Raw genomic sequence first — 13,065 nt, 5'->3', positions numbered from 1 at the left:
GATGATAGCTCGACTTTTCCCTTTTCCATAACTATCTTTATTTTTGTGTAAAACCATTCTTTCTCTGAATAATACGTACAAAAATAGATTGGATACCATGTAGGCACCAATCTATTTTAATTAAAGAAACTGTGTCAATTCTGAGTTCACAACACGTTGTGCAGTAATAATAACATTTTCAGCTGTTAGTCCATAAACACTATATAGTCCACCAGGTTGATTAGGAACAATTTGAACTTCATATTCAAATGCTTGTCCAAGAGCAGGATGAACTAAACTTAGAGTTGCAAAAGTAGAAGCATTAGAATTCACATTGAAGTTTACCTGTTCAATTAATACTAATGAACCGTCAAGTCTAAAAACTCTAGCTACTCCAGTAAGTGGGCCCGCAGTACGGTTAAGGATCTTCACCCTAACTTTATTTGCGTTAGCAGGTTGATTTCCTACGTTTTCAATTGGTCCTGTAGTAAGAGCCATATAACATCACCTCCATTATATTATTATGATATTCAACGGTATATATTGATGTTATAGTTTAATTATCCAATTTATTTTAAATAAAAAAATGTTCGTTTTTATCGCGTTAATTAATAAAAACGAACATTTTATAATGAATGAATTCGCAAAAAAATAAATTCATATACTAAACTAAATCAACCTACAACAACCGTTTTTTTTACAGACAATTACTCTCCCTTCCGACTTCCTCACTTTCGCCTAATATTGAACCGGGAATCTTTCAACCCGCATGTTGCGAGATAAAATGCGTATCCATCCAATTCACAATTATTTCTTCCAGCTCTGGATGAAGGGGCTTTCCCGCTCCTTTTTCATAATTCTTTTTAAACTCTAAAGCTTTGAACTCCCCCTCAAAACTTTTTAAACTATGATCCATATCTTTTATTACATGTACTGCAGAATCACCCTTCACATAATCACCAATCTGCTTTGCTCTTTCAGGGTCAGCTTGAATATCTTTATCACCAGCAATAGCTAGTACTGGACATGTTACTTGTTGTAAGTCTTTATAGATGTCATGCTGAAAATGCTCTCTAAACCACTTTGCATTCATCGGTTTAAAACCAACTTTAATCGTATCTTTTTCTGTGTTCATCATTTTCTCTTTTATTTTTTCCATCTGTTTTTCTCCGCGTTTCTCTACATTAAGAAGACGCATTAGTTTTCCTTTTATTCCTTTCTGCTCTTTTAGTTCTTTATAAGCAATTTCTCTTTGTCTTTTTGTAGCTTCTTCTAATGATTCTGCAGCTCCTGTAATAAGTATGAGTCCATTAACTGGTGTTCTTGCGTTTACTACAGTGGCTAACATACACCCTTCACTATGACCAGCTAAAATGATATTTTCTGGATCAACAAATGGTTGTTCTTTTAAATACGTTATCATGGCTTCTATATCACTAACTAAATCCCACATTCCAGTCTTCAGAATTTCTCCGTTACTCTTTCCTACTCCGCGCTTATCAAAACGGAGCGTCACTACTCCAAGTTGCGCCATTACATGTGCTAAATCTTTATATATGTTCGACTCAAGCTTTAGCGGTACTATCGTTCCATCACGATCAACTTCTCCAGATCCAGCAATAATGACAACAGCAGCATACTTCCCACCAGCTTTTGGCTTTGTAATCGTACCTTGCAAAGTTAATTCACTTTTTACCGCTACTTCATATTCATCAAAGATCATTATATTAATCCTCCTTCTATTCCGTTATATCTAATTTGAATTTCAAACTCGCTATTATATTTTTGTACTCTCTTACATCTTTCATAGGAGCGAAAACTGGATTCTCTGCAATACTTTGTAACATGCTCCGCTTTATAATCTCTTCATTTCTAACCGTTTTAGCGCCTAGCGGAAATTCTGCAAACCAGTCATCAATCGCATCAAAATAGGAATCTCCATGTAAATGCAGGCTATTTACTGTAAAGCTAGCCGCACAAACCGCTGCATATTTCCGTAACATTTCTAATGCTCTTTCAAAATTCCCTTGCATACAATATACTTGCGCAGCAGCATAGTATACTTTTAAAGTCATATTAGGATGTAATGTTTCTATTTCATATATATCTATTAACATGAAAGCTCTATTTAAAATTACCTCTACCTTTTCAGCGCTTGAGGCATTTACTACTACATAATTCGGTATTGTCGCAACGAGTTGTATTAAATGTTGGTACATACTAATTTGCATTATTTCATTTGCCTTTTCAGCATTTCCAAGCATTTGATACGCTTGTGCGATTAGATCTTCCTCTGGAACGTTAGGACGTATCGTTCCGCCAAGCAATTGCAATACTTCATTGGGTTTATTAAGTATAAGATAGCAAGTTGCTTGAAACGATACCGCCTCTTTCACAAGAGAAACATCGTCACTTTCTTCCTGCACTCTGCTAAAAAGATGCATTGCCTCTTCTAAAATTTCAATTCTTTTATCCGTATCCTCTGTTAACATATGGTGATTAATAAAAAGAAGTCCCATTTGAAGTAATAACGGAAAACAAGAATAATATTTTTTAATTATTCCTCTGCACTCTATCATTACTTCAGCAAACGTTTTTTCACTAAAAGCTTCTGCGAGTCTATGATATAAATTTTTAATATCTTCCTGTTTCATTTGCGGTGTATAACTAATTAGTTCATCTATACTAATGTTAAAGTATGATGCTAACAGTGGTAAAAATGTAATATCCGGATAACTCTGCCCCGTCTCCCATTTGGAAACAGACGCCTTCGTAATACCGATATACGCCGCTAACTCTTCCTGCGTAATTCCCTTTTCTTTTCTCTTATCTGCAATGATTTTATGAATCTGAATTTCTCTCACTGTATCACCTCATACTTTTATTATATGTACTATATTCTATACAAAATATGGATTTAAAGTCGACTTTCGTTAACAAAATCAACTGTTAGGAAACCTCTCTCTAAAATCAAAGGCAGGAACATATTTGATATGTTCCTGCCTCTTTATTGTGGGTACCGATACATAGCCATCTAGCTAAGATTTTGAAGTGCTGCAAAATCAAAAATTTCATTTCAACACAGTTTTCTATAAGAATCCAGTGAACAACTTATTTGCATAGTTTTCGTTATTGGAAGTAACTTTAAGTTATTTTTAAAATAAATATAAAGTATGCCTAGTACAAATTCCTGAATTGTACCCGTTTGTTCAAGTTTAATTTTCATTATACTTTTTGTAATGAGTCCAGCGCTTTTTTTAATTCGTCTGGTTTTTGAGTGCCGATTACCACTGTGTTATATTTCAACTTTAACTCTATACCTTTATTACCCTTCATATTATAGGCTTTTTCATTCTTAAGGTTAAAACGAATTCCCCATCCCCCAAATCGTTTTAGTGGACTGTAAGTAATGCATTCATAATGATGTATATTTTTGAAAAGGTACTGCTTATATTGGAAATGAAAAGGAACAAAACGAACATAAAGACCTTTTTCACGAACCTCAATGATTAGTTTCAATACTCCAAGCATTAATACAGGAAAGGCAATCCCGAAAAACAACCACAAAACAATTAATACACCATTAGGAGCTGGTTTATCTCCAAACGGGGTATCAAGAATAATTTGTTGAATGAATCCATACCACATCAGCATGGCGATTCCTAATATGAGTATCCATACCAAAATTGGGGATCTCTGAACCTCACGAAAGATAACTTCTTCTTGTTGTTTCATTAATGATTGTCATCTCCTAAATGGTTTATTTTTTCTCACTCATTTTAAGCCGTTTTGCACTTCCGAAAAAAGCACTTCCAATTATGAATATAACGGAAGAAAGATACATTGTTATCCCTGAATATTCATTATCAAACATGGTAATATTAAGTAAATTGATGAACATCATCAATATAAGTGATATGTACAATCCATTAATATATTTCACTTATGCCCCTCCCTTTTTACTTTACTTTTTTCGGAAACCCCTATGTAATAAATAATCGTTTCTAAAGATATTATTTAAAATATATTTTTCCCTATTTTACCATTTTATAGAGTTGATATGTTGTTTGTTTTCGATTGAATATTGTATACATAATCAGTTAATATAACGTATTATTACGTAAATAAAAAGGATAATCCGCCCTCATCATGGACTAACTATCCTATAAAACTAGAACTTCTTTTCCTATGTATCATTATTTCGTTATTTCACCAAACTGCGCTCTCGTCACTTTCGCCAAGTCATCAACTTTAAGCTCAACTTGTATACCAATTTTCCCGCCACTTACGATCATCGTTTCAAGCGATTGAGCACTTTCATCGATACATGTAGAAAATAACTTCTTCATTCCGACTGGTGAGCAACCACCACGAATATATCCTGACACTTTCGTAATATCTTTTACAGGAATCATTTCAATCTTCTTTTCACTTACCGCTTTTGCGGCAGCTTTTAAATTTAGTTCCTCATCTACCGGGATGATAAACACATGATAATTTTTACTATTCCCTTGAGCGATTAACGTTTTATATACTTCTCTCACTTCTCGTCCAATTTTCTCGGCTACTGATACGCCATCAATTTTCCCATCGTCTGGATCATATGACATCATCGAATATTCGATCTTTTCTTTATCTAATATTCGCATCGCATTTGTTTTATCTTTTTTCATAACGTTCTCCTTAAAAGGTTATTTCATATTATTAAGTTTTATTATACACCCTTTTCCATTTCTCCTACATAACTTCACGTATATTTCAAAACTAAAAATATTGATAATTCAAAAATCATCTGATATAATTTGGAAAAACTTACGTTAAGGAGAGATTTGCAATGCGAAATTTTAATACTTCTTTCCAACTTCATCATCATACGTAACGCCGTGTATCCGAAGAAAAATTTTTCTTCGTGGGTACAGGGCTTTTCCTGTTGACCCACGAAGCGTTCATAAAGCTATGTGGGTATTTTTATACCTGCATAGCTTTTTTTAATTTAAAAAAGGAGTGATTACAATGGAAATGAAAAATGTAAAAGGAACGAAAGACTATTTACCAGAGGAGCAAGTGCTGCGAAATAAAATTAAAAGAACTTGCGAAGATACATTTGAACGATACGGATGCAAACCGTTAGAGACACCAACGTTAAATATGTATGAGCTTATGTCTTACAAGTACGGCGGTGGCGATGAAATATTAAAAGAAATATATACGCTAAAGGATCAAGGAAAACGTGAGCTTACCTTACGATACGATTTAACTATTCCATTCGCAAAAGTTGTGGCAATGAATCCGAACATCCGACTTCCTTTTAAACGTTATGAAATTGGAAAAGTATTTCGAGATGGACCAATTAAACAAGGAAGATTTCGTGAATTTATACAATGCGACGTTGATATAGTCGGTGTAGAATCAGTCATGGCAGAAGCGGAACTTATGAGCATGGCGTTTGAGCTGTTCCGAACATTAAACTTAGAGATAACGATCCAATATAATAACCGAAAATTGTTAAATGGTATTCTTCAGGCCATTAACATCCCTACTGAATTAACAAGTGACGTCATTTTATCATTAGACAAAATCGAAAAGATTGGGATTGATGGTGTACGAAAAGATGTATTAGAGCGCGGAATTTCTGAAGAAATGGCTGATACAATATGTAATACTGTATTATCTTGTCTAAAGCTTTCAATTGATGACTTTAAAGACGCTTTCAATACTCCAATCGTTGCCGATGGAGTAAACGAATTGCAACAATTACAGCAATATTTAATCGCTCTTGGAATAAATGAAAATGCTATATTCAATCCGTTTTTAGCGCGAGGACTTACAATGTACACAGGCACCGTATATGAAATCTTTTTAAAAGATGGATCGATTACATCTAGCATCGGTAGCGGCGGTCGATACGATAATATTATTGGGGCATTCCGTGGCGATAATATTAGCTATCCAACAGTCGGTATTTCATTCGGTTTAGACGTTATTTATACAGCACTCTCACAGAAAGAAACGATATCATCTACAGCGGATGTATTTATCATCCCACTCGGGACAGAATTACAATGCTTACAAATTGCCCAGCAATTACGTTCTACCACTTCCTTAAAAGTCGAACTCGAACTAGCAGGACGCAAATTAAAACGTGCTCTTAATTATGCCAATAAAGAGAATATCCCTTACGTGCTTATTATTGGTGAAGAAGAACTTAGTACAGAAACCGTTATGCTGCGGAATATGAAGGAAGGTAGTGAGGTGAAGGTTCCGCTTTCTTCTTTGAAAAATAATACATTGAATAAGTATTTTACTACGCCTACTACGTTATGACTGTGAAGTATTCTCAAAATGTAAATCAGGTAAACAAAAAAGGGCTGTCCGCGCATGACAGCCCTTTTCCCTTAATGACCAACACCTTCATAAGTGAAATTATATTAACGATTTTTCGAATATATCTATCATAATTTACACTATATCAACGATACATAGATTTTTTCATTTTATAGATAACCGAGCAATTAGTTTACATAAAATAATTATAATCAATTTAATCTTACAAAACTTTAACATCCAATTACCTATTTTAATAATATATGGTTTTCTAACTCCACTACCAATTTAAGAAAAATTCATATCCGTCTCTACTATACCACTTTCATCTATTAACTTTTATTTTGTGCATTCCTACTCTCCAAAACTTTCTCCATATTATGAGTTGCCCATTCCATCATTAATAGAATCATTGGACGTAGTGATTCACCAAGCTCAGTTAATGAATATTCTACTTTTGGCGGCACTTCACGGTATACTTCGCGATGTATGATGCCATCTGCTTCAAGTTCTCTCAGCTGCAGTGTTAACATTCTTTGTGTGATATTTGGTTTTAATCTTTTTAACTCATTAAACCGCTTTGTACCATCTAATAAATGATACAAAATTACCCCTTTCCATTTCCCTCCAATCACCTCAACCATAGCTTCAACTGGACAAGAATATTTATTTAAAAATGGGTAATTTATATTATTTTCGTTTGGACAATCCATAATAAATCCCTTCCCTTAACATTAGTATCTTTTTTGATACTATAACACATAAATGTGCGTACTTGTATCTATGTTACTTTAAAAATATAATTTACTTACAAAAATAAATTCATGAAAAGAGGAACTTTTATGACAAATACAAAAGAAAAAATTATGGAGGCTTTTCATTTCAGACATGCATGTAAAGAATTCGATCCTATGCACAAAATTTCAGAAGCGGATTTCAAATTCATTTTAGAAACAGGCAGATTATCTCCTTCTTCTTTTGGATATGAGCCTTGGAAATTTATTGTCGTACAAAATAAAGAAGTAAGAGAAAAACTACAACCGTATTCATGGGGCGCTGGTGGGCAACTTGCAACAGCAAGCCATTTTGTTATTGTTCTTTCAAGAAACATTAAAGATATGCATTATGATGCAGAGTATATTAAATATATGATGAACGATATTATTGGATTGCCTGAAGACACTCAAAAAATTAGATATGAATTCTTCAAAAAGTTCCAGAAAACAGATTTTAACTTATTACAATCCGATCGTGCTGTATTTGATTGGGCATCTAAACAAACTTATATTGCTTTAGGTAATATGATGACGAGCGCAGCTCAAATCGGTATTGATTCTTGTCCAATAGAAGGATTTGATAAAGAGGAAGTAGATTCTTTACTTCGTCAAGAAGGCATTATACAAGGCGATAATCTTGAAGTATCAGTTATGGTTGCCTTTGGTTACCGTAAAGAAGAGCCAAAGCGTGATAAAACAAGACAGACTATGGATACAATTGTTGAATGGATTTAGTAATATAGTACACACAAATAATGCTCCTAATAGCTGTATACTCATACTAAAGAAGAATCAGTTGTTTTCTTACGTATGAATTTGGTTTTTCATGGAAAGATATGTTAGTATGTATACAGTTTGAGTGCTCTATTTTTAGAGTCGAACAGGAGGAGAATGAATATGTCTGATATTGAAGTTGGCGAAGTGTTTACTCTTAGTGATGAGAATAACGAAGAGCAAGAAGTAGAAGTACTTGGAGCGATGGATGTCGAAGGTGCAGAGTATATTGCAGTTGCCTTTGTTGAAGATATCCAAACAGAAACTGAGGAAGACATTGATATTTTCTTTTTAAAAGTAGAAGAAGATAATGAGTTTTCATACATTGAAAATGATGAAGAGTTTGATAAAGTATCTGCTGCGTTTGAAAAGATTTTGGATGAGCAAGAGCAAGAATAGTATGAATGAAAAACAAGAGGGCGGATGCATATCCGCCCTCTTGTTTTTTATTACTCATCCAGAGACTCACGCAGTAATTGCAGTACATCTTTCATCGCAAAAGGCCCATCTTTTTTAACATGCTCCGCAAATTCTGAAACGAGACGTAATGTTCTCACACTTTCGATTGGATGTTCTCCTGATGCACTTTCAGCTGAAAGCATAACTGCATTCGTCCCGTCCAGTACAGCTTGAAACACATCAGTCACCTCTGCTCTTGTTGGAATAGAATGATCTACCATAGATTGAAGCATTTGTGTTGCTGTAATGACATATGTATTCGTTCGATTACATTCACGAATCATCATTTTTTGTAAAAGTGGAATACATTGATATGGTAACTCTACTCCTAAATCGCCCCTTGCAATCATAATTCCATCTACTTCTTTACATATATCTTGAAAATTCTCGATTGCTTCCATCGTTTCTATTTTTGCAATTACATTAGGTGACGTTTCTTTATACTGTTGTATAAAATCTCGTATTTCTTTTATATGACTAGGTTTTCGTACGAAAGAACACGCGATAAAATCAACATTCTCTTCTAAAAGAAACTGAATATCTTTTTTATCTTTCTCTGTAATAGCTGGTAAACGAACAGCCGCACCTGGTAAATTAACTCCTTTATGGGATGAGATATTGCCACCTGTTTTTACCTTCGTTTCTATTTTGTCCGTACTTATCTTTTCAACAATTAATTCAACTTCTCCATCATTAATCAAAATTCTACTGTCTACTTTCACATCATTCGCAATTCCTTCATAATCAACGCTTGCTTCTGTATTACTCCCTGTAACTGGTTTTGTATGTAAAATAAAAGAATCTCCTGCCTGAAGTGTAATTTGCTCTCCCTTCACTTCACCTAATCTTATTTTAGGTCCTTGTACATCACCCAAAAATTTAATAGAGTCATCTAATGATTTCACTAAACGAATGATGTCTTTATGACTTTCATGTGTGCCATGCGATAAATTCAGTCGAACAATTTTCATACCATTCTTTATTAACTGTGCTAACGTTTCTTTATTATTACTTGCAGGTCCAATTGTACAAATTCGATCGATTGTCATTTTTGTCACCATCCTTTTTTTAATACGTTTCCCATATGAACTTAAAAATAACAGAGATTATGACATGAATAGATTTAAATTTACACGAAATTCATAAAGTTAACCTGTATCCCTTGCTGGCTAAGCATTAGAAGATATATTTCCTTTTTTGCAAATGAAGACATGTTGAATCGAAAGTAAAAGAAAAGTTAAGTATGGGATAAACCATTGAGAGTTTCGAAATTTTCATATATTGTATGAATTGAGTTCGAACTCAAAATTTAAAAAGGTGGGAAAATTAGTGAATATGAAAAAATCTTTATCGGTGACAACTTTAGGGTTAGCGGTTTTAGGTTTTGGTTTTACTAATAACGCAAGTGCTTCAGAGGTCGATACTGTAGACAAGCAGCCCGTTTTAGTTGACTTTGATACAATTCAATCAACAAAAACATCTAGTGTTCCTAGTTTGACTGTTGCAGCTGCACCTAAGAATGACTCTAACATTAGCGTATATACTCCCTTTTTTGGTAACCCATATGCAGTTGCTAAATCGAAATCAACTACGACCGAAGACTATGTTTATGCAAAAGCAAGAACTTTCAATGGCGATGGCTCATTAGTAAATACGAAAAGTAATAGTGCAAAAAAATCATCCTTTGTAAGTGCTACAGCGACCAACACAAGCGTTTATTATGGAGATGATTACGCTATCGGTAATCATACCTATAAATTAAGTGGTTATAATGATGTGAATCACGAAACAAAAGCTTTCTGGTAAGAAAGAGAAAAAAGATATGCATCTTGCATATCTTTTTTCTCTAATATTTTACATATATTGAGGTGCTATTTATGAAACAAATATATATTATTTGCGGTGTTTTATTTATTTCATTACTAACTATTTATATTTTGTTCAATACTTCAATCATACAACCTCATCCATCTTCCATAGAAAATAAACGAGAGCAACAAACCAATACTATTTCTTACGGATTGAAGGATAATCAAGGCCAACATATTAACAATGGTAGTACAATTACTAGTGAGGATAATAAAATTAATGTAACATTATCATTCGTACATACTATTAATGAAAACCGAAAATATGGATTAATTGTTCTAGAAGATTACGAACAAAAACCTTTTAAAATAGAAGATACTACTAATGAAATATCACACTATTTTTTTGATATGAAACCAAACAGTTCAATTACTACGAAAATCTCTTTACACACCTCTCCTAATGCAAATGAATTAACCTTTTTAATAATTAAAAAACCTGAATACAAATTAAAAGATAATAACTTAAATAAAGCAGCTATTTTAGAAGATATTCTAAGTATGCGATATTCAATGCATCCTCTTCAGAAAGAAAACGAAAAAATAAAACTCTCCCTTATAGATCCAGATGCTATTTTAAAAGATGGTCTTTACGAACCATTATTTGTTACGAACCGTGAAGAGAACTTACAAACTGTCTTCTTTGAAAAGGAAGGCAAGCAATTAACCCTATCAAACGGTAATGAAACGAATGATGAAATGACTTACGCAATCGTGGCTTTTAAAGATTGGAAACAAGTTGAAATATTTAACAATAGAAAAGTCGTTTATACTAAGGTTGCACCTGAAACAAGACAAATCTTTAATTTCACATTGCCTTCAGTGGATCAGGAAAGTAATTTTCAACTCGTCGCTTTTCCATTTCCTTTTAAAGTTAGCGAAGAAGATTATATCAGTCAACAAGCATTCAGTTCCTTTCGCATCGTAATTGAAAATGAAAATAAATAAGTTATACTGTGCACATTACAACAACCTAAAAAAGGCCTACTCACACGAGTAGGCTTTTGAAACTATGAAAGTTTCGTCAATAACTGATTTAAATCTTTTTTCGTTTTCGTCGTTAATGATTTCATTTTATTAATATCGATTTTTTCTTTCTCCGCTCCTACAATTAACGGATACATACTTTGACCGATTGTTTTAGAATCCGTCGGATGTGATGCTTCTAGCTCTTTTTCAATCACGTCCCACTTTTCATTAATTTGTTTGCCAAGCTTATTCACTGTTTCCAATTTTGGATTAGCAACTAACTGCTTGTCCAAGCTATCAATTAATGCCACAACTTCTTTAACGTTCGTTTTCACAGCAACACTTTTCTTCGGATCTTTCGTTGTCTTTTCGTTATTGTTTGTGTTTGAGCTTGTACTTGTGCTTTGATCTGCTGTTTTCCCGCTAGTCGTTTGGTCATTCGTTTTTCCTGTCGTTTCTTTTTCTTTTGTTTTCACATTCTCATTTTGAGTTGACGTTTTGCCGTTACTTTCTGTTCCTGATGATTCTTTCGTATTTTTTGCATCTTTATCTGTTTTTTCATTTGAAGAAGTATTTGTTTCTTTTTCAGTATCTTTCGTTGTTTTGGACGCTTCATCTGCACTTGTCGTTTTTGCTTCTCCTTCATTTTGCGCTGTTACTTGCTCTTTCTTTTCTGCCTCTTTATCTGCTGATGGACTACAAGCTGCCATAGTAAGCATTGTACCAATTGTTATCGATGCGATAGCGACCTTTTTCATTTTCATATAAATCCCCCTATGTTTACTTTATTTATCCTCCCCTTTACGATTCGATTTCCCCTTAAAAAATCCCTTTTCATACGAATTACCATCTTTCCGACAGTAATCTTCATAATAATACGGACAAAAACTGATAAACTCATTTTAATATTCGAGTTTCTTCTACTTCATTTTTCTGCTCGTAAGTAAAAGAAAAAGAGTATATTGTCACATTAAGAATTACTATCTTTATATGACGATATACTCTTCTATCAAATTTTTATCTTTCTTGACATTTTATTTATACAAAAAAATAAAATTTTCTTTCGTTTTTTGTTTCTCAACATTTGTTAACATAATATTTTTATGAATAACCACCATTCGAGTGAATGACTTGCCCAGTAACCCATTTCGCTTCTTCACTTACTAAAAAAGATATTAAGCGCGCAGCATCCATCGTTTCTCCAACTCTACCTTGCGGGAATTTCCATACTAAATAATGTTTTAATTCCTCTGTAATCCACCCTGTATTTGTTGGTCCTGGATCAACAGCATTAACAGTAATCCCCTTCTCCATCGCTACTGGTGCCACTGACTTTGTAAATGCTTCAATTGCTCCCTTCGTTGCTGCATATGCTAGTTCATCTGGCATTGGATCTACTGACTGCCCTGAAGTAAGATTAATAATACTCCCGCTCGTTTTAAGTGAATAATGTTTTATAAACAATGAACTTAATAACATAGTGGCCCGAACATTAACTGTATAATGTTTATCCAACTGCTCTACATTTAATTCCTCAATTCTCGTATGAGTAGAATACACTGCATTATTAATTAGAATAGATGGATCACCTAACCGTTCTGATACCATATAAAACAAACGATTTGGCGAATAAGACTGCGATAAATTGATTTCTGCCATTTCACATCGAACATCGTAACTTTCAATTTCCTTTTTCAGCCAAAAGGGTTCTTGATCACTCATTCCCCATGGCATCGCTTTATCATACTTTGGCCAGTACGTGAAAAAAATGTCTATCCCCTTTTGAGCAAGCACCTTGCATACAGCTGCACCAATTCCATTCAGACGAGTTGCCCCTGTTACAATTGCTATTTTCTTCACCTTTTTCTCCTCCATCTATACGTAGATCCCCTGCATGAATACAGAGGATCTATCTT

14 protein-coding genes and 1 pseudogene are annotated in these 13,065 nt (G+C 33.7%); 5 read left to right on the top strand and 10 right to left on the bottom strand.

The window, feature by feature from the left end; genetic code table 11:
* Positions 1–120: 120 nt before the first annotated feature.
* From C4S65_RS04295 to ybaK, 6 genes and pseudogenes are all read right to left on the bottom strand, one after another.
* Complete coding sequence (locus C4S65_RS04295; RefSeq protein WP_001229415.1) at positions 121–477, bottom strand: hypothetical protein; 357 nt, start codon at positions 475–477, stop codon at positions 121–123.
* 199 nt (positions 478–676) lie between these two features.
* Positions 677–1,702, bottom strand: a pseudogene (locus C4S65_RS04290) (alpha/beta hydrolase).
* A 16-nt stretch (positions 1,703–1,718) separates the two neighbouring features.
* The gene (locus C4S65_RS04285; RefSeq protein WP_001206983.1) at positions 1,719–2,843 is read right to left on the bottom strand and encodes a helix-turn-helix transcriptional regulator; all 1,125 of its coding nucleotides are present in this window, start codon (positions 2,841–2,843) and stop codon (positions 1,719–1,721) included.
* A 361-nt stretch (positions 2,844–3,204) separates the two neighbouring features.
* Complete coding sequence (locus C4S65_RS04280; protein ID WP_061666594.1) at positions 3,205–3,714, bottom strand: DUF6141 family protein; 510 nt, start codon at positions 3,712–3,714, stop codon at positions 3,205–3,207.
* Between the two features lie 25 nt (positions 3,715–3,739).
* The gene (locus C4S65_RS04275) at positions 3,740–3,922 is read right to left on the bottom strand and encodes a hypothetical protein (RefSeq protein WP_000875166.1); all 183 of its coding nucleotides are present in this window, start codon (positions 3,920–3,922) and stop codon (positions 3,740–3,742) included.
* Positions 3,923–4,175: 253 nt separating this feature from the next.
* The gene (gene ybaK / locus C4S65_RS04270; RefSeq protein WP_061666595.1) at positions 4,176–4,652 is read right to left on the bottom strand and encodes a Cys-tRNA(Pro) deacylase; all 477 of its coding nucleotides are present in this window, start codon (positions 4,650–4,652) and stop codon (positions 4,176–4,178) included.
* Between the two features lie 340 nt (positions 4,653–4,992).
* Here ybaK and C4S65_RS04265 point away from each other — a divergent pair, with 340 nt between their 5' ends.
* Positions 4,993–6,303, top strand: a complete 1,311-nt coding sequence (locus C4S65_RS04265) for a histidine--tRNA ligase (RefSeq protein WP_086406957.1) — start codon at positions 4,993–4,995, stop codon at positions 6,301–6,303.
* Between the two features lie 332 nt (positions 6,304–6,635).
* Here the strand turns inward: C4S65_RS04265 and C4S65_RS04260 are convergent, their stop codons facing one another.
* On the bottom strand, positions 6,636–7,016 hold the full coding sequence (locus C4S65_RS04260; RefSeq protein WP_000340577.1) for a winged helix-turn-helix transcriptional regulator: 381 nt from the start codon (positions 7,014–7,016) through the stop codon (positions 6,636–6,638).
* Between the two features lie 129 nt (positions 7,017–7,145).
* Here C4S65_RS04260 and C4S65_RS04255 point away from each other — a divergent pair, with 129 nt between their 5' ends.
* Both C4S65_RS04255 and C4S65_RS04250 read left to right on the top strand, forming a co-directional pair.
* Positions 7,146–7,814 (top strand): NAD(P)H-dependent oxidoreductase, encoded by a 669-nt coding sequence (locus C4S65_RS04255; RefSeq protein ID WP_086406956.1) that lies wholly within the window; start codon positions 7,146–7,148, stop codon positions 7,812–7,814.
* A 156-nt stretch (positions 7,815–7,970) separates the two neighbouring features.
* A complete protein-coding gene (locus C4S65_RS04250; protein WP_002005464.1) occupies positions 7,971–8,252 on the top strand; it encodes a DUF1292 domain-containing protein in 282 nt (93 codons plus the stop codon).
* Between the two features lie 50 nt (positions 8,253–8,302).
* Here the strand turns inward: C4S65_RS04250 and C4S65_RS04245 are convergent, their stop codons facing one another.
* Positions 8,303–9,361, bottom strand: a complete 1,059-nt coding sequence (locus C4S65_RS04245) for a pyruvate kinase (RefSeq protein ID WP_000151074.1) — start codon at positions 9,359–9,361, stop codon at positions 8,303–8,305.
* A 280-nt stretch (positions 9,362–9,641) separates the two neighbouring features.
* Between C4S65_RS04245 and C4S65_RS04240 the strand changes: the two genes are divergently transcribed.
* Positions 9,642–10,118: a hypothetical protein gene (locus C4S65_RS04240; RefSeq protein WP_001056356.1), complete on the top strand. Its 477-nt coding sequence runs from the start codon at positions 9,642–9,644 to the stop codon at positions 10,116–10,118.
* Between the two features lie 71 nt (positions 10,119–10,189).
* Positions 10,190–11,128 (top strand): hypothetical protein, encoded by a 939-nt coding sequence (locus C4S65_RS04235; RefSeq protein WP_000810146.1) that lies wholly within the window; start codon positions 10,190–10,192, stop codon positions 11,126–11,128.
* Between the two features lie 62 nt (positions 11,129–11,190).
* Here the strand turns inward: C4S65_RS04235 and C4S65_RS04230 are convergent, their stop codons facing one another.
* Complete coding sequence (locus C4S65_RS04230) at positions 11,191–11,913, bottom strand: hypothetical protein (RefSeq protein ID WP_086406955.1); 723 nt, start codon at positions 11,911–11,913, stop codon at positions 11,191–11,193.
* A gap of 337 nt (positions 11,914–12,250) precedes the next feature.
* Complete coding sequence (locus C4S65_RS04220) at positions 12,251–13,009, bottom strand: SDR family oxidoreductase (RefSeq protein ID WP_042973375.1); 759 nt, start codon at positions 13,007–13,009, stop codon at positions 12,251–12,253.
* Positions 13,010–13,065: the final 56 nt, after the last annotated feature.

It is taken from the genome of Bacillus sp. ok061 (genome assembly GCF_900108285.1).
GTDB classification, from domain to species: domain Bacteria; phylum Bacillota; class Bacilli; order Bacillales; family Bacillaceae_G; genus Bacillus_A; species Bacillus_A thuringiensis_S.
This window is presented reverse-complemented; position numbering and strand designations above follow the sequence as displayed.

Bases quoted from the DNA above. Each gene is read 5' to 3' on its own strand.
- C4S65_RS04235 (WP_000810146.1), top strand. From the start codon at position 10,190: ATGAAACAAATATATATTATTTGCGGTGTTTTATTTATTTCATTACTA.
- C4S65_RS04295 (WP_001229415.1), bottom strand. From the start codon at position 477: ATGGCTCTTACTACAGGACCAATTGAAAACGTAGGAAATCAACCTGCT.
- C4S65_RS04255 (WP_086406956.1), top strand. From the start codon at position 7,146: ATGACAAATACAAAAGAAAAAATTATGGAGGCTTTTCATTTCAGACAT.
- ybaK (WP_061666595.1), bottom strand. From the start codon at position 4,652: ATGAAAAAAGATAAAACAAATGCGATGCGAATATTAGATAAAGAAAAG.
- C4S65_RS04260 (WP_000340577.1), bottom strand. From the start codon at position 7,016: ATGGATTGTCCAAACGAAAATAATATAAATTACCCATTTTTAAATAAA.
- C4S65_RS04280 (WP_061666594.1), bottom strand. From the start codon at position 3,714: ATGAAACAACAAGAAGAAGTTATCTTTCGTGAGGTTCAGAGATCCCCA.
- C4S65_RS04245 (WP_000151074.1), bottom strand. From the start codon at position 9,361: ATGACAATCGATCGAATTTGTACAATTGGACCTGCAAGTAATAATAAA.
- C4S65_RS04250 (WP_002005464.1), top strand. From the start codon at position 7,971: ATGAATATGTCTGATATTGAAGTTGGCGAAGTGTTTACTCTTAGTGAT.
- C4S65_RS04230 (WP_086406955.1), bottom strand. From the start codon at position 11,913: ATGAAAATGAAAAAGGTCGCTATCGCATCGATAACAATTGGTACAATG.
- C4S65_RS04265 (WP_086406957.1), top strand. From the start codon at position 4,993: ATGGAAATGAAAAATGTAAAAGGAACGAAAGACTATTTACCAGAGGAG.